16 protein-coding genes and 1 pseudogene are annotated in these 16,342 nt (G+C 38.4%); 13 read left to right on the forward strand and 4 right to left on the reverse strand.

The features are described 5' to 3' along the window. Positions 1 to 92: 92 nt before the first annotated feature. Positions 93 to 959, forward strand: a complete 867-nt coding sequence (locus tag J7E63_RS28375) for an amidohydrolase (protein ID WP_215018585.1) — start codon at positions 93 to 95, stop codon at positions 957 to 959. 127 nt (positions 960 to 1,086) lie between these two features. After that, positions 1,087 to 1,311, forward strand: coding sequence for a hypothetical protein (locus J7E63_RS28380; protein WP_215018587.1), 225 nt, complete (start codon positions 1,087 to 1,089; stop codon positions 1,309 to 1,311). Between the two features lie 286 nt (positions 1,312 to 1,597). Here J7E63_RS28380 and J7E63_RS28385 read toward each other — a convergent pair whose 3' ends face one another. Continuing rightward, the gene (locus J7E63_RS28385) at positions 1,598 to 2,260 is read right to left on the reverse strand and encodes a TetR/AcrR family transcriptional regulator (protein WP_215018589.1); all 663 of its coding nucleotides are present in this window, start codon (positions 2,258 to 2,260) and stop codon (positions 1,598 to 1,600) included. A gap of 227 nt (positions 2,261 to 2,487) precedes the next feature. Between J7E63_RS28385 and J7E63_RS28390 the strand changes: the two genes are divergently transcribed. The 7 genes from J7E63_RS28390 (at position 2,488) to argH (ending at position 8,032) form a co-directional block, all read left to right on the forward strand. Then, positions 2,488 to 3,126 (forward strand): nitroreductase family protein, encoded by a 639-nt coding sequence (locus J7E63_RS28390; RefSeq protein ID WP_215018616.1) that lies wholly within the window; start codon positions 2,488 to 2,490, stop codon positions 3,124 to 3,126. A gap of 31 nt (positions 3,127 to 3,157) precedes the next feature. Beyond that, positions 3,158 to 3,454: a putative quinol monooxygenase gene (locus J7E63_RS28395; RefSeq protein ID WP_215018591.1), complete on the forward strand. Its 297-nt coding sequence runs from the start codon at positions 3,158 to 3,160 to the stop codon at positions 3,452 to 3,454. Positions 3,455 to 3,813: 359 nt separating this feature from the next. Next, positions 3,814 to 4,395, forward strand: a complete 582-nt coding sequence (locus J7E63_RS28400) for a TetR/AcrR family transcriptional regulator (protein WP_215018593.1) — start codon at positions 3,814 to 3,816, stop codon at positions 4,393 to 4,395. Between the two features lie 25 nt (positions 4,396 to 4,420). Continuing rightward, entirely contained in the window at positions 4,421 to 4,762 is a 342-nt protein-coding gene (locus J7E63_RS28405) for a DMT family transporter (RefSeq protein ID WP_215018595.1), read from the forward strand. Beyond that, positions 4,763 to 5,077 carry a DMT family transporter gene (locus J7E63_RS28410; protein WP_215018597.1) on the forward strand — a complete coding sequence of 105 codons (315 nt, stop codon included), beginning with the start codon at positions 4,763 to 4,765 and terminating at the stop codon, positions 5,075 to 5,077. A gap of 611 nt (positions 5,078 to 5,688) precedes the next feature. Further along, complete coding sequence (locus tag J7E63_RS28415; RefSeq protein WP_308162046.1) at positions 5,689 to 5,880, forward strand: Fur-regulated basic protein FbpA; 192 nt, start codon at positions 5,689 to 5,691, stop codon at positions 5,878 to 5,880. 616 nt (positions 5,881 to 6,496) lie between these two features. After that, positions 6,497 to 8,032 (forward strand): argininosuccinate lyase, encoded by a 1,536-nt coding sequence (gene argH, locus J7E63_RS28420; RefSeq protein WP_215018601.1) that lies wholly within the window; start codon positions 6,497 to 6,499, stop codon positions 8,030 to 8,032. Positions 8,033 to 8,220: 188 nt separating this feature from the next. Here argH and J7E63_RS28425 read toward each other — a convergent pair whose 3' ends face one another. Further along, positions 8,221 to 8,664 carry a hypothetical protein gene (locus J7E63_RS28425; RefSeq protein ID WP_215018602.1) on the reverse strand — a complete coding sequence of 148 codons (444 nt, stop codon included), beginning with the start codon at positions 8,662 to 8,664 and terminating at the stop codon, positions 8,221 to 8,223. 441 nt (positions 8,665 to 9,105) lie between these two features. Beyond that, positions 9,106 to 11,184: a helix-turn-helix domain-containing protein gene (locus J7E63_RS28430; RefSeq protein WP_215018605.1), complete on the reverse strand. Its 2,079-nt coding sequence runs from the start codon at positions 11,182 to 11,184 to the stop codon at positions 9,106 to 9,108. 177 nt (positions 11,185 to 11,361) lie between these two features. On the opposite strand from J7E63_RS28430, the gene J7E63_RS28435 reads away from it, so the two are divergent. Both J7E63_RS28435 and J7E63_RS28440 read left to right on the forward strand, forming a co-directional pair. Further along, on the forward strand, positions 11,362 to 12,603 hold the full coding sequence (locus J7E63_RS28435) for an MFS transporter (protein ID WP_215018607.1): 1,242 nt from the start codon (positions 11,362 to 11,364) through the stop codon (positions 12,601 to 12,603). Positions 12,604 to 12,648: 45 nt separating this feature from the next. After that, on the forward strand, positions 12,649 to 14,082 hold the full coding sequence (locus tag J7E63_RS28440; RefSeq protein ID WP_215018609.1) for an amidohydrolase: 1,434 nt from the start codon (positions 12,649 to 12,651) through the stop codon (positions 14,080 to 14,082). A gap of 163 nt (positions 14,083 to 14,245) precedes the next feature. Here the strand turns inward: J7E63_RS28440 and J7E63_RS28445 are convergent. After that, positions 14,246 to 15,366, reverse strand: a protein-coding gene (locus J7E63_RS28445; RefSeq protein WP_215018612.1) for an IS3 family transposase whose coding sequence is annotated in 2 segments (ribosomal slippage) — positions 14,246 to 15,117 and positions 15,117 to 15,366 — 1,122 coding nt in all. Because the reading frame shifts where the segments join, the coding sequence is not laid out codon by codon here. Between the two features lie 369 nt (positions 15,367 to 15,735). Here J7E63_RS28445 and J7E63_RS30005 point away from each other — a divergent pair. Together J7E63_RS30005 and J7E63_RS30425 are read left to right on the forward strand one after the other, a co-directional pair. Then, entirely contained in the window at positions 15,736 to 16,083 is a 348-nt protein-coding gene (locus J7E63_RS30005) for a reverse transcriptase family protein (protein WP_251033827.1), read from the forward strand. Positions 16,084 to 16,129: 46 nt separating this feature from the next. Then, a pseudogene (locus J7E63_RS30425) lies at positions 16,130 to 16,342 on the forward strand (reverse transcriptase domain-containing protein); the annotation flags it as partial.

A 16,342-nucleotide genomic window follows, 5' to 3' on the forward strand; every position in this document is an offset into this window, starting at 1 on the left:
TGCTGATCATTAAAATTAATCAAAGATATAAGTCGATTTTCCTAATTGGATAATCGGCTTTTATCTATAATTTGTGCAGGAAAGCCGTACGGATGCACCTTTTTCCAGCTCTTGATGGTGATATTGAGGGAGCTGTAAACTTACGAAAAAAATATTATTCGGATAAATTATGTGTTTCAGGACTGAAGCAATTTATTGACGGTGTGGTAACTAGCAGAACTGCATACATGCTGGAGCCTTATGCAGATAAGCCTGAAACGTACGGAATGCCTGCTCATTCAGACGTAGAAATTAAACAATGGGTGGCGGAAGCCGATCAGCATGGGTTTAGCATTCGGTTTCATGCGATTGGAGATGCTGCAGTCCGTTTAGCACTTGATTCCTATGAGACTGCACGAAATATCAATGGAAAAAGAGATTCCCGACATGCCATTGAACACATCGAAGTGATTCACCCGGAAGATATTTCACGTTTTGGTGTGTTAGAAGTCATTGCTTCAATGCAACCCAATCATTTTGCCTTGTCTGAAAGGGGAACATATACAGAGCGAATTGGTTTGGAACGTGAAAAATATGTGTTTGCCATCCGTTCTTTAAAAAATGCTGGAGCAAAATTAACATTTGGGACAGATTTCCCCATTGATTCGTTGAATCCTTTGGTGCAAATTTATCGTGCAATTACCAGAATCGATAGCAGTGGAAAGGATGTATGGAATCCTAATGAAAGAATTTCGCTTGCTGATGCGCTTAAAGCTTATACTTACGGTCCTGCGTTTGGGACATTCCGAGAGCATGAACTTGGGACAATTGAAGAAGGGAAGCTTGCCGATCTTGTTGTTTTAGACCGAAATCTTTTTGATATTTCTATAAAAGAAATCATCCAAACCTCTGTTCAATTGACAATTAGTGATGGGAAAATTGTTTTTTCGAATTATACGGATCTTGTCAAAATGAATTAAAAAATGAAAAAGTTTTGTTTTTGTAAAGAAAACAGGACTTTTTTGTTTCAATAAGGTATATTTTTTAGATTATCTACTATTTCCAGTTTATAATTTAGACAACTAGAGTTAGTTTCGGAGGACAAATATGACCAGAGATAAGATTATTGCAGCAGCCCTTTTAAGAACAATTATCAATAAAGGCATGGAAAACGGAGAAATCCGTAAGGGAAACATTGATGATTTTATCGTGTCATATTATTGTTTACTTGACGGGATTTTTATTGAATTATCTTATTATGGTGTTGAAAAGATGAAACCAAGGATAGTAAACATCTGGAACAATTTTTGGTTTGGTTTTAAAAATGATTAAAAGCTTTTAAGGAAATCCTGGGTGAAGGCGGAAAGCAATTCAATTAACTGTTAATTAATAAGCCCTTGGTTTACAAGGGCTTATTAATTAGTGTAGCGAATGCAAAGTAGCATGGGAGTTCCCAAGCTATTTTTTATTTTGATAAATATGATGCAAGATGGCTGGCGATGAGGAGGGGATCTCCATCAAAGGGTGCACCCTTCATTTTAAGGATCTGTGGAAATTTTTCATGCTAGGCTATTAGATTGTCAAAGGGACTTATCGGACAGCCCTTTTTTTACAGTAGTTAGATGGCTGCTAGTTTATTCAGGATGGACTCCACCATGGCATGGACATCCTCATCTTCCGTGTTTTGCAGGTATGCAGGCGTAAGGACCTGGGTTTTCTTCGCCACATAGTAATCGAATAGCGCCTGTTTCAAGGACAAATCCTCTTCCATTAAGAAGGAGGTATTCACTAATTTCCCTAGTACCGTTTCATCCTGAATAATGAGGATTGAGGCATTCAATTCGTTAAACACCTCTGCTTTCATGCCATTTTGATAAAAAGTATGAATAATGGACAATTGTTCTTCTCTTGATTGCCTCTTTTTTTCATAAAGATGTAGGCAGCTTTTTTTTAGGTCTTGCAAATAAATATCTGAAGCATATACAGCTGAAAAAACAGCCTGTTCAAACACTTTTTGAAGACGAAGTGGATACGATAACTCTTCGTTGGTAATAGTTTGACCCGCTTCATTTATATAATCAATACAGAGATTCGTCAGCTCCATGATGATGTCTTCCTTTGAAGAAAAATAGTTATATAAGGTAGCCCGGCTCAAATTCATCGTGTGGGCGATATCTTGAATGGTAAGGGAAAGGAATCCTTGAGTACGAACGAGGTGGATCAATTTTTTTACATGGATTTTTCTCATCATCTGTCTTTCATCAGGTGCGATTTTTCTCAAAGTACCACTTCCTTTATCCCGAAATTATATCATAATCCAATAGAGTGAATAAAGATTTTGATATTCCAATTCTTCCTAGTTTACAACTAACAGAAAGTGGAGTATGTTTATACGTAGTTAACATTTTAGACACTTTATATCAGTTTTGTCTAAAATGGATAATGTTTTTTTACTAACATTAGAATAAATGCTCAATGGGAAAAGAGGAGAATATAAGAATGACCACCATGACAACAGCACAAGTAACGAATGATTTTACTAAAATTGTAACAGAACGCCGTTCCATAAAAAATTACGATCCATCCGTAAAAATTAGCCGCGAAGAAATGGCAGAAATTCTTACCTTCGCAACATGTGCTCCTTCTTCCGTAAATATGCAGCCATGGCGTTTTCTTGTGATCGAAAGCCCTGAGGCAAAAGCAAAACTTGCCCCTCTAGCTCGGTTCAATCAGACCCAGGTTGAAACATCAGCAGCTGTTATTGCGGTTTTTGGTGATTTGAATAATTTTGAGAAATTCGAAGAAATCTACGGCGCAGCTGTAGATAAGGGATTTATGCCTTTAGAGGTAAAAGAGCGAATTCAGGCATCCTTTTCTAGCTACTTTGAAACCATTTCACGCGAAGAGATGAAAGAGGTTGTTTTGGTAGATGGAGGTCTTGTTTCAATGCAGTTAATGCTTGCTGCCCGCGCTTATGGATATGATACAAATCCAATTGGAGGATATGAAAAAGACCAAATTGCTGAGGCTTTTGGATTGGATAAGGTCCGTTATATTCCGGTTATGTTGATCTCTATTGGTAAAGCAGCTGATAACGGGCACCCATCTGTACGTCTCCCAATTGACCAAGTCGCACAATGGAAATAATGAAAAATAAAAAAGAGAGGATATAGGTTTAATGATTATCATTCATGCTACATTCCAAATAAACCCAGCGAAGGAGAACCTGTTTCTAGAGGAAATCCAGCCGCTTATTGCCGCTTCAAGAGAAGAGAACGGAAATATTTCTTATCGCCTTCAAAAAGATGTAGAAAATGAACATGTATTTATGATGGTGGAAGTTTGGCAGGATATGCAAGCTGTTGCCAGTCATAATTCAAGCGATCACTTCACCAAGTTCGTAGCTAAAGCAAAAGATTTCTTGGCTGCACCATTAGAGGTTAAAGCATTTGAGGGGCAGCCATTAAAATTATAAATGGTAACAAATATAATTAGAAATAGAGAGGGTGTCCTAAAAGTATAACTTTTAGGGCATCCTCTTTTTTGTGTCCGTCAAAAATAGGGGATGAGCCATCCTATGAAAAAAGAGGCCCGAGGTAAATATAAGTTGTTCTATTTTTGTGGAAAAACATAAAAAGCAACCATTTTGGGGACCCTTTTTTCTTCATGAAGGAGGGAAAAGGACAGGGAATTTCACTAGTGGAAAGTGCGAATGATGTTCCGCGTTATCCTGGTAAAATTATCGGGATTTTGTTTGGACAGCACCAACTTTCCATTGACAAAAAATGTATGATCTGATAAATTTAACTGACGAACGGTCGGAAGGATGAGGATATGACTTCAAATCAAATTAAAGAAGTTGCACTTAATTATTTTGCCAAACACGGATATGAGGGAACATCCATGGCACTTATTGCCGAGGATGTAGGGATCAAGAAACAATCAATCTATACTCATTTTAAAGGAAAAGATGACCTCTTTCTTCAGGTATGCAGTGGTGTGTTCTCAGATCAAATCAGGTTTATTCTTGATTATATTGAAAGCAATCAAGCTTGCAAACTAGAAGAATTATTATATGTATTTATTTTAAGGTATAAAGAGCGGTATGAGAGGGACGAAGCCACAAAGTTCTGGCTGCGAACCTCCTTTTTTCCACCCAATCATCTATATGAAGAGGTCATGACACTTGTTTATGAGACGCTAGACCATATAGAGGAAATCCTTTTTCCGATCATCGAAAAAGCAATGCAGGAAGGGGAAATTAGTTCAGAGGTTGGGGGGAGGAGAGCTACGGCTGCTTACATGGGCGTGTTAGATGGAGTCTTTGTTGAAATGTTATATGGAGGTTCCGATCGATTAAATAAAAGAATAGAGTCATCCTGGTATCTGTATTGGCGGGGATTATCAATGGGGTAACGGGAGTGATATGGAGGAAAAGTGAATGAATCGTAACTGGATACTTGTTATTATCGCTGGATTAATCGAAGTTTTATGGGCAACTGGGTTAAAGTATTCAAACAACTGGATTTCTTGGTTAGGTGTTGCGCTGCTTATCTACTTATCGTTCATCGTCTTGCTGAAGGCTACAAAGACATTATCAGTGGCCACGGTTTATGCCGTTTTTACAGGAATTGGTACAGCGGGAACCGTTGTGGTAGAGATGATTTTTTTCAATGAGGCTTTTAGCTGGTCAAAAGTATTTTTTATTGTATTGCTTATAGTGGGTATAGCGGGTTTAAAACTTGTTACTACAGAATCAGTGGAGAAGGAAGGGGTAGTATAAATGGCATGGGTCTATCTTATTTTAGCTGGAGGATTTGAAGTGTTCGGGGTAATCGGAATGAACAGGGTACTAAAATACAAGAACTTCCAAGCATATGCTGTCTTGTTCGGTGGATTTATCTTCAGCTTTAGCTTTCTTACATTGGCCATGCAAACCCTTCCCAGCGGCCTTTCTTATGCCGTTTGGACAGGGATTGGGACGATCGGAGGCACTTTAGTAGGAATGTTTTTTTATGGGGAACCAAAGGATTGGAAACGATTATTGTGTATCGGTACGATCTTGTCAGCCATCATTGGGTTGAAGTTGACGTCATAAATGATAAAGCAGTCCGAATGATTCTATGATTCGGATTGTTCAAGCGGGAAATCAGTAGAATCAGTCCAGATGACAATGATTTAGGTAACACAATTAAGTAGGCTACGGCTATTACTTAGACCTCGATAGCCGGGTGAAATGAAACACCATCGAAGGGCGAAGCTAGCACAGATTAATCAAGATTTGATCAAAACTAGCCGGGTAACATTTACACTGAAGGATAAGGGAAATTATCAATTGTTATTTTGTGAAACGAATGAAAACCAAAAAGGAGCCGTCCTTTTGGCATCAAATGTAATATGTTGAAACATATAAAAGTTAATAGGATGTGAGAAACATCTAATGGAATATGAAAAACCGGGGGATATGACGAACAATTTGTTTCCGATTGGCACAAATTATTAATCGATAAGTTATAAATATTTAACCGATTGGGTCCATACCGCTTGTCATTGAAAATCGCGAAGGCACTGTCATGATGATAGTGTCTTCTTTATTTAATTTTAATTCATACTTTACTGATAGGAATTGTAGGTTTATAATAAAATTAATCTAATAAATGAAATTAAAAGTGGTTGTATTCAAGGGAAAGTTTTTATAAAACTAAGGGAGTGTTTCTGTTGAGAAATAATGACGAAAAAAAGCGACAAAAACTTATCAATAAATTAATTTTTTTAAACGTCTATAACAAAGACGATCAAAAGCTTTATGAGTTGCCACTATCGAAATTAGAATATGAGTATAGAAGATTTAAATTACAAAACCATCCGCATGGTGAGTTTGGATCTATTCAGTGGATATAAAATAAATATGGTTACGTTACATTAGACTGTATGGTATTTCCACACCTGCGGTCTTTTTTTGGCAAGGAAATTAAAAAATTCAATGTTGGGGCAGAAAAGAATCTTTTAATCTTGGTATCAACGTTCTCTCTGTCCGCAAATTTATATGGGCAAACAAACTTGATGGAAGGCAGAAAACGAGGGTCAGATACTTGTGACAAAAATTCATTTGAAGTTGATTTAACAGGGATTAACTTGTTCAAACAAACAGGAATAAAATCATCAATGACGAATCTAGTCCTCAAAACTGTTTGTTCCAAAAGCTCTTATCAATCATTGTGCAAAGGAATTTGCTCATTTGGCAAAGATATTAGCACCTTTGTAGGAAAAAGAAAAGTTGAATTTTTAGTCTATATAAAGTATTATTTACTGTCTTCCGGCCAAACCGATGGCATGAACATACAATGTTCATGCTTTTTTTTTAACATAAATAGGCTGGAGACATAAAATAAACAAAAGATTGCGAACTTTTTTCTCCTGTTTTATTTTCAAAAGTTTACAAGTCATTTAAGGTTATTCATTCTTGTAGCCTTTTTTACCGAATTAACCATGATAGGGGAATATTGGGGGTATTGTGATGAATATTAAGGAGAGCATTTTGGGAAAAGAAGGTCGGAAGTTTCCTGGAGCGACCTATTCAGAGGTAGTATTGGCACCTGCTTATGAGCACGCCAAGCAATCTTTACTAGAGCCGATGATAGCAATCCATAAAGCCCACCTGATTATGCTTGTGGAACAAGGGTTGTTGCAGGAGAGTGCGGGTTCCCAAATCCTTGCAGCTATTTGCGCACTTGATAAGGAGAGAATTCTCCAATCCACCTATGATGTACAGTATGAGGATCTCTTTTTCCTTGTAGAAAGTCAAATTATGAAAATTGCCGGCGAAATGGGTGGGAGTTTGCACCTTGCTCGGAGCCGGAACGATATGGGTGTTGCAATGTACAGGATGGTTCTTCGGGACAAGATTCTACTCGCCATCGAGGCGCTGCTTTCCTTTCAAGAAACACTTTTGAGGGTGATCGACACCTATAAGGAAACCATTGCCCTTGGGCATACCCATACGCAGCAAGCCCAGCCGATGACGTTCTCCCATTATCTTCTGGGTATGTACGATGTCGTTGACCGTGACTTAAAAAGATTGAAAGCAGCCTATGATACATGCAATGCTAGTCCTCTCGGCGCGGCGGCCCTCACTACGACCGGATTTCCGATTGACCGAAATACAGTCGCAGAGTTATTAGGATTTCCGAAAATCATCAAGAGTGCCTATGATGCGATTGGCGGTGCCGATTATTTAGGGGAAATTGCAACAGCGATACAATTAACCTTTATCAATCTCGGCCGGTTTTCACAAGACCTTCTCTTATGGTCCAGCCAAGAATTTTCAGCGATTCGTGTGGCAGACCCCTATGTTCAAACGAGTTCCATTATGCCGCAAAAAAGAAATCCTGTTTCACTAGAGCATATTCGTGCATTAAGCTCTAGCGGAATTGGGAATGCCCAAACCGTACTTCAAATGTTACATAACACACCATACGGAGATATAAACGATACCGAGGATGACCTTCAGCCGTATTTATGGAAGGGCCTGCACCTTATTGATCAAGTTTTTCGGTTAACAAACGTGGTGGTTGGAACACTTGAAGTAAATGAAGCACTGTTAAAAAGAAGGGCCCAAGAAAGTTTTGCGACGATAACGGAATTAGCCGACACCCTGTTTAGGGAAGCAAACATCCCGTTTCGAACCTCTCATTCCATTGCCAGCCAGGTGGTGAAAATTGCCTTGGCCAGAGGACTGAATGCTACTCATGTCACATCTGTACTCGTGGATGAAGCGGCAAAAGCAGTTGTCGGAATTCCGTTGAATTTACCGGAGGAGATCATTCGCACAGCAATGGACCCAGAACACTTTGTTAAAACTCGGTCGCTGCCTGGCGGACCAGCACCGGAGGAAATGAAGCGGGCCATTGTGGAAAGAGAAGCTAGTCTACACCACCATATTTCTTTACTCCATACTGAGGTTAATCGAATTAAAGTTTGTATGGAAAGACTTGACCAACTGACAAGCCATTGGGGTAAAACGGATGAAAACGATATCAATACTGGACATTGATGAAGGCGGTAGTTAATTCCAGAAGACAATATGTGATGATCAGGACCCTACTGTTCTGCAAAACTATTAATATTGGGATAAAATTTCTTAAGAAATTTAGAATACTATAACTAAAAGACCACTAGTAATTAAACAAATTCTTCTTTTTTCTAGTAATAAATCATTTAGCTTGGCAAATTAAAACTATATTATCTGTATCCTTGTGCTTTTAAATATTCAATTTGTTCGTAAAGTTGTTTTAGTCTTTCTTCTTTACCTTCAACTTTAACTGGCTCTCGGTATGGATCAGCGTTAAAGGTTTGAATAATTCTCAATTTTGTTTGTTCTTCTTCATCAAATTTATTTTCAATCTCATTTGGTTTGATTGGGTTGTTTTTTAATGGCTCCAATTTATACTCTAATATTTTACCACCGATTTCAATGTTTATTGATTCACCTGTTTTCTTTCTCTCTGTTTCAAAATCCACTTTATCAGATTGATTGTTTACATTGCTTTCGGAAGGTTCTGTAACGCTTTCAGAAGGCTCGACAGGGAAAAGGATAGGCTCTTGCTTACGAATGACTGTAAACGGCCGATTAGCCTCAATTTCTTTACGTTTATCACTAAGTAACCATGATGGTGTTACTTCCACTCGTAAACCATCTTCTATTAACTTCTCCTTGAATGAAAATTCTTTTGAAGTTTGATATGCAATAACCTTTTCTCTTAAGAATTGACACATTTTTTTATAGTAATGAATTATCAAGGTATTGAAAGGGTTTCATAACTTAGAGTCATAAATAAAATTTAAGATTGAAGATATAAGTAGAAGTTCTGTATTCTTCAACGGGACATTTAATGTAATAAGACTTAACAGGTAGAATAATCAGTTAATGATGGTAAACACTCTTCAGATGTATATCTTAGTCCTGATAACCAAACAATAAACTGTCTATTGTTTATCAATTGATGACACGAGGCCAACCCTGAGAGCGTAAGGCAATGGCTTCAATGGCTATTTCTGTAAAAAAAGCAGACCTCTACCCCAATCTCATCCTAAACCTTCATTTGCTATTGTACTAGGATGAGAATTTCAGTACAAATCACTAAGATGACAAGCTAGGAGCAATTTAAGCCAATCACTAGAATCGTTTAGATTGACTGCGAGTATTTCCTCGATTTTTCTTATTCGATGGTAGAGTGTATTTTGATGAATATGCAGACGTGCTGCTGTTTCGGGTATAGATCGATTAGCATCAATGTAAGTTCTCAGTGTCAACTCCAGATCACTTGACTGGGCCTTAGGAGATTGGAGTGGCTCGAACACATCTTGAATAAATGGTTTAATATCCTCAGCCTGCTGATTGATAAACAATCGGTTAATGCCAATACTTTCATAACTGATAATGTCAGGAGTTCCACGATTTAAGATATAGGCTAATGATTTATTCGCTTCTTCAAAACTTCTTGCAACATTTTCGAGACCCGGGTAAGGCGTCCCTATCCCCCCCATAAGGACTGGAGCATCCTTATTTGTCCATGAATTTACCACCTTTTTTAATTTTCGGATCACAACTTCCTGTTGGGACTCAGAAGTGGCATTCATAATGATTGTCACTTTATCCTGAAAACCAAATAGAAGATACTGTAAAGAGACCAATTCATTATGTAGAGCGGCAATTAGCTTTCTCTGGTATGTTTCTTGTTTCTTGACGACTTGTGCCCGCCCACTCAATTGCATTACGGTGACAAAGAATAGTTTGTCTGGAGAAAGACCAAAATCACTTGATTTAGAAGCTAGTAGATTTGGCTCTTTGTATTGGAGAAGTTCATTAAAGAATTCATAGCATTGTTTATAGTACATATCTGTCATGGAATAGGTATTAACCATTTTTAGCGCAACCACAGCACTCCCCTGCTCTAGCACTACAGTATCAAGAGGACAGAGCAGCCGCTTGAGTTCCACCACAAAGTAACCGATTGGAACCCCCTCATTTACAATGGGATACAAATGAACAGGAGTTTCATTAGTAGTAACTGTCAATGAATCTACAGAGTTTTCCCATCCATTTAATAAATCTGTATCCATTAGCTTCTTTGAAAGCGGAGTGTAATGTGGATACCATTCATTTTTTGTTATATCGAAAAGAGAAACAGGGAGGTTGATCATCCGTTCAACTGTTTTTGCAACCATTATCAAGTCAGAATCCTTTAAAGAGAGTTTAGTAAAAACTTCATGAATATGGTTTCGTTTAACTAAATATTCATTTGTTTCCCTTAGATCTGAGAAAAGTCTTGCATTCGTAATGGCAATTGCTGCCTGATCAGCAAAACCCTGCAACCGGCGTAAATCAGCGTTAGTCAACTTTCGTTTTTTAGTAATCTGATGAACAATCATCACACCAATCTTTTCCTCGTTCATCCTTACTGGAACAGCCATAGCAAATATATTGGAATTTATATTTGTATTTCCCAGTGCAGCCATTAAACTTTTCATATTGTTTGCCTGAATATTAGATATAGCTTCCAATCCTTGTTCAGGATTGAAGATACGGCCGACACCATCCTGGTAAACCTTTCCTCCAATACCTTCCCCTAAGTCGGTCTTGAAATCATAGATAGACGATCCCAATCCAACACTTGCTTTAGGGGTAAGCTTTTGTGTCTCAACGTCATAAAGCATTAGAAATCCACGGTCCACCGATGGAATAGCAATCAATACGTTGTGCATGATATTGTGTAACAGCTCATCCAACTCAAGCATGGAAGTTAGCGAATGCAAGCCATCTAGCCATGCATCATTCTCTTGCCAATATCGCTCAAATGTTTGTTGAAGCAGCAAATTATGGACTTGCAACACAAAATAATCACACTCGAATTCAGATAACGTCCTACCAGAATGTATGCAAGCGCGAACCAAAGTTGATTCAGGAACTTCTGTTGCAAACTCAAACAATTGGCTACCAGTCTCGGGATTGTAGCATGTGGCATAGTTATTACTTTCTATACAGGATGAATTCGGCCATAAATCTTCATTTGAAAAAAGGGTCTCCTCCATATCGGTGAGTGGGTCCTTACATAAGTGGCCCCACTCTTCTGTGCAAGCCAACACCCAAACATGGTATGTCAAGGTACCATCAAATCTCCCCATTTTCATTCCTTTCTGTTCCATGTTAATCCCCCTTAACTTACTCCTTTAATTAATGATTGTACAATTCTTCATTCATTATCTTATATATTGTGGAAATTCACAACTGAATTCTGAATATAATGTATATTTGGACAATGACAATAAGTGCTTGTTTATTTATATTTTATTTATAAACATTCAATAAAAAAGGAGGTTTTTATGTTGGGGGAAAGCGCTAACAATTCAAAGAGCAAATTGATTTTATTAATTCTCTATTTTGGCTGGATTATATCGTACATTGACAGAACGGTTATAAGTCTTGCAATTGTACAAATCGGAGAAGATTTATCACTTGATGCGTCCAAATTAGGGATTGTACTAAGTGCCTTCTTCATGGGGTATGCTTTAATGCAGATTCCAGGTGGCTGGCTTGCAGACCGTTTTGGATCACGAAAAGTCATCGTGATAGCTGTTTTGGCCTGGTCGGTATTTACTGCATTGTCTGGACTTGCGTGGTCCCTTACTTCGTTAATTCTTATTCGATTTCTTTTTGGAATCGGTGAAGGGGGATATCCTGCAGCAAGTACTAAAGCAATATCTGATTATTTTCCCGCAGATAAAAGGACGAAAGCTCAATCAACGATGATGTCTTCAAATGCATTTGGTGCTGCTCTTGCACCGATTATGTGTGCTCCACTACTAGTCGCATTTGGTTGGCGGAACGTGTTTTTGTTAATCGGCCTATTAGGTATTATCTTTGTGATCTGGTTCCTCATATCCACTAGGCAAGCTGGGAATTACTCTAATTCTGACATAGCAAATAAGCCTAGTAGAAAAGAGTATGCACAGCTACTCCGCAATTCCTATTTATGGAGGGTTCTATTAATCTTCTTTTTTATCAATATTACAAGCTGGGGTCTTATTTCCTGGATGCCTTCATACTTGATGCAGGGGCTTGGAATCGATCTTAAATCAGTTGGGTTAATCAGTGCGATCCCCTCCTTGTTCATGACAATAGGGATGATTATTAGTGGAAGAATCATTAATAAGGTTGGTTCGAATGCAAAATATGGAGTAATAACTGGAATTATTATTATGGGAGCTTCTCTTTATCTAATGTCATCTTCATCCAGTGTTTTCCAGGTAATTATGTATCAGTGCATTGCTTTTACTTTTATGTCATTTATTATGAGCTTTATCTTTACACTGCCACACCGGGTTATGGAACAGAAGGTAGTGGGTACCGCATTTGGCATAATAAATTTGGGAGGGCAAGCTGCAGGTATTTTTTCTCCGATGATCATGGGTGCCCTTATCGCTTCGTCAGGAGGGTCTTACAAAAGTGCGTTCTTGTTCTTAACTATATGCTGCCTAGTCGCTGCAGTTCTTACTTGTTTCTTACCATCAGCTAAAAATAAACAAACAGCAACAGATTATTCTACCGCAGAAACAGTAAACTGAGTGATCGCAGGATGAATTAATAATTAAAGAAAAGGGTGAGGAGAAATGGGAAAATCTAACATTACTAAATGGATGGATGAGAATGAAGCTAAATTTATAGATTTGGCCAAACAAATTTGGGAACATCCTGAATTAGGCTATAATGAAACTTTTGCATCTAGCTTGCAAATCAAGACTTTAGAAGAAGCAGGGTTTGAGGTTACTTCTGGGATAGGTGATGTGCCAACCGCATTTGTTGCACAATACGGAAAAGGAAAACCAGTCATAGGTATTCTTGGAGAATTTGATGCCCTACCAGGATTATCTCAAAAAGTCACTCCAAATATTAACCCAGTGGTTTCAAATGGACCAGGACATGGCTGTGGACACAACTTGCTTGGAACAGCCGGGGTAAATGCTGTGATTGCTCTTAAGGAAAGAATGGACGCAGAAATGCTACCTGGAACCATTCGATACTATGGGTGCCCTGCAGAAGAACTGCTCTCTGGAAAAACGTTTATGGCAAGGGCTGGCGTATTTGACGATTTGGATTGCGCCCTTACATGGCACCCTGGAACGGCCAATATAACAGCAAATTTCCGTATGCAGGCATTAACTGCAATCGAATTTTATTTCTCTGGGAGAACTTCCCACGCTGGTGCTGCTCCACATCTTGGCCGCAGTGCACTAGACGCAGTAGAGTTAATGAATGTCGGTGCTAACTATTTACGGGAGCATGTTCTAGATGGTACCCGAATCCACTATCAGATTACAAATGGGGGGATGGCACCCAATGTCGTACCAGATAAGGCTAGTGTTTATTATTTTTTGCGTGGAGCTGACCGCAAACAGGTGGAGGAATTAAAGGAAAGGTTAATAAAAGTTGCTCAGGGGGCAGCTATGATGACAGAAACCTCTGTAAGCTGGGAAATCAAATCTGGATGCTACGAAACACTGCCAAACGAAACTTTGAATGTGCTTATGTATATGCAAGCGGAAGAAGCAGGACCATTCACTTTTACCAAAGAGGAAGAGAAGTTTGCTGAAGAAATTCTTCAAACGGTTGATCCTTCTGTGTTGGCAGGAGCTAAAAATCATCCCATGAGTGGGAATGCAAACAAAATACTCGATACAAGCTTCTATCACGATATGAAACATTTCGGTTTAACCATGGGTGGATCGTCCGATGTTGGAGATGTATCTTGGATTGTTCCGATGGGACAAATAATGACCACTTGCGCACCACTTGGAGTTCAATTACACACCTGGCAGGCTACAGCCTCATTTGGTTCATCAATCGGCATGAAGGGAATGCATCATGCAGCAAAAGTAATGGCATTATCTGCTTACGAATTGCTACTGAATCAAGATGGTATTCTTGAAAGAGCAAAAACCGAATTCATAGCAAGTAAAAAAGGAGTAAGTTACAAACCAGGTATTCCTGCTAACGTTAAACCACCTATACCAAAAGGGGAGGCTATTCCTATTTCGGCAATCTGAAAAACTGATTATTTACAGTGAACAAAAGATGTCGTACAAGAAAATGATGATAGTTAACTGAAATTAATAAGATGTATTAGTAAAGAAACTGGTTGGTGAATAACTACAACCAGTTTTCGTATTTAAATGGTGCCCCTATAATATCTGGATTGTCAACACTAAACTAGACAACTTTATTAAGGTGTTCAAGTTTATAATCAACATGACTTACATAACCAAGTGTTCCGTGAATTCGTATGTGATTAAACCAGTGGACATAGTCATGTAATTCCCTTGTTAATTCTTCTAAACTATCAAAATGTCGTCCTTTAACAAACTCTGTTTTAATGATTTTGTACGTTGCTTCAGCTACGGCATTGTCATTCGGGCAGCCCTTCTTGCTTAATGATCGTTGAATTTCAAACGTCTCTAAAGCATCGTCAATCAGTTTATTTTTGAACTCATTTCCACGATCCGTATGAAAAAGCTGTATTTTACGGAGGTCCCCTTTCATGGAGGCGAATGCTCGATAGACGAGTAATGCATCTTTATTTGGACCTGCGCTGCAGCCTACGATTTCCCGATTAAAGAGGTCGACAAATACACATACATAGTGCCATTTTTGATTGACTCTTACGTATGTCAAATCGCTTACTATCGCTGTCATTTCTTCTTCCTGATTAAACTCGCGGTTTAGTTCGTTCTTCTGTTCTGATTCATTACATGATTTCGTGTGAGGCTTAAATTGAGCTACGGTATAAGAAGAGACAAGACCCTGCTCTTTCATAATTCGCCCAATTCTTCTTCTAGAAACGATGAGTCCACGTTTTTTTAATTCTACTTTGATTTTGCGAGTTCCATAATTTTGACGGCTCGCTTGAAAAATTTCGAAAACGTCGGAGGTAATATCATCCTCATTTGCTCTTTCTTTCGCTTCGTAATAATAAGTGCTTCTGTGAAGTTGAAGGACTTTGCACATTGCTGATATCGAGTATTTGTGTTGGTTATTTCGAATCACATTTACTTTCGTCCTAGTATCAGCGCTGCTTGCTTTAAAATGTCGTTCTCCATCAGTAACTGCTTGTTTTTCTTACGGAGTTTAATCAGTTCAGTTTCTTCCGGTGTTTGATTGTCTTTTTCTTTGAATGATCCACTCGTCTGACTTTGACCCACCCACTTATCCAGTAATGAAGGGGTCAAGTCATATTCACGAATAATTTCTTGTCTAGGCTTGCCGTTCAAATAAAGCTGAACCATCTGATTCTTGAATTCTTCTGTGAACTTTCTTCGCTCTCTTTTGGTCATAATAGATTCTCCTCAGTAATAGTAACTGTAGTCTACTTGACCTTAATATTTCTGTCCAGTTAACTGTAACCTATCCAGGTATTATCGTTACTCCCGGGATTCGTACCTACGGTATGTCATCAATGGATTCCTTTGGGAACAAGGGAGATCCAATAAACTTCTATAACATATAGATAAGAATTCAACAAGCCCACAAAGCAAGGAGAATTCGATGGTTTATTGGAAGTCTTACTAACTGATAGTACTCTGAGATAGGGAGAGCCTATTACATGGGGAAGCGGTTAGCGGAAATTGAATCAATCTAAGGAAACATGAGCTTCATTCAATGGAAGATTTCGGTCCTTAATTCAAAGTAAGGAGAAACCAATCATGACAACAGGATTAGAGAGAATAGCAGTAAAAGCTCAACAAGATGAAAAACTACAATTTACATCATTAGCACATCACATTACAAAAGAGTTGATTTGGACTAGTTTAAACCATATGCCAAAGAACACTTCACCTGGCATTGATGGTACCTCAAGGGATATGGCTATAATTGAGTTTGAAAATTGGGTTGGAGATATGATGAATTCAATCCACAGACATAGCTATAAACCTCCAGCAGTAAGAAGGGTCTGGATACCTAAACCTGGAAAAGTCGAAAAACGACCGATCGGAGTACCTTCGGTGGCAGATAGAGCTTTACAAAGAAGTAAATTGTTCATACGGTGGTAGGCCAAATAGGGGAGCACATAATGCCTTAGCTACCCTTAATGAGATTATTTCAGGGAAGAAAGTTAGCTGGGTGCTGGAAGCCGACCTGAAGAACTTCTTTGGAACCTTAGACCATGATTGGATAATTAAATTCGTGCAACATAGGATTGGTGATCCTAGAATTATTAGTCTGATTAAAAGATGGTTAAAAGCAGGTGTAATGGAAGGTAAAGATATTTATGTCAGTGAAACTGGAACACCGCAAGGTGGTTCAATTAGT

The organism is Bacillus sp. ISL-75, from assembly GCF_018613095.1.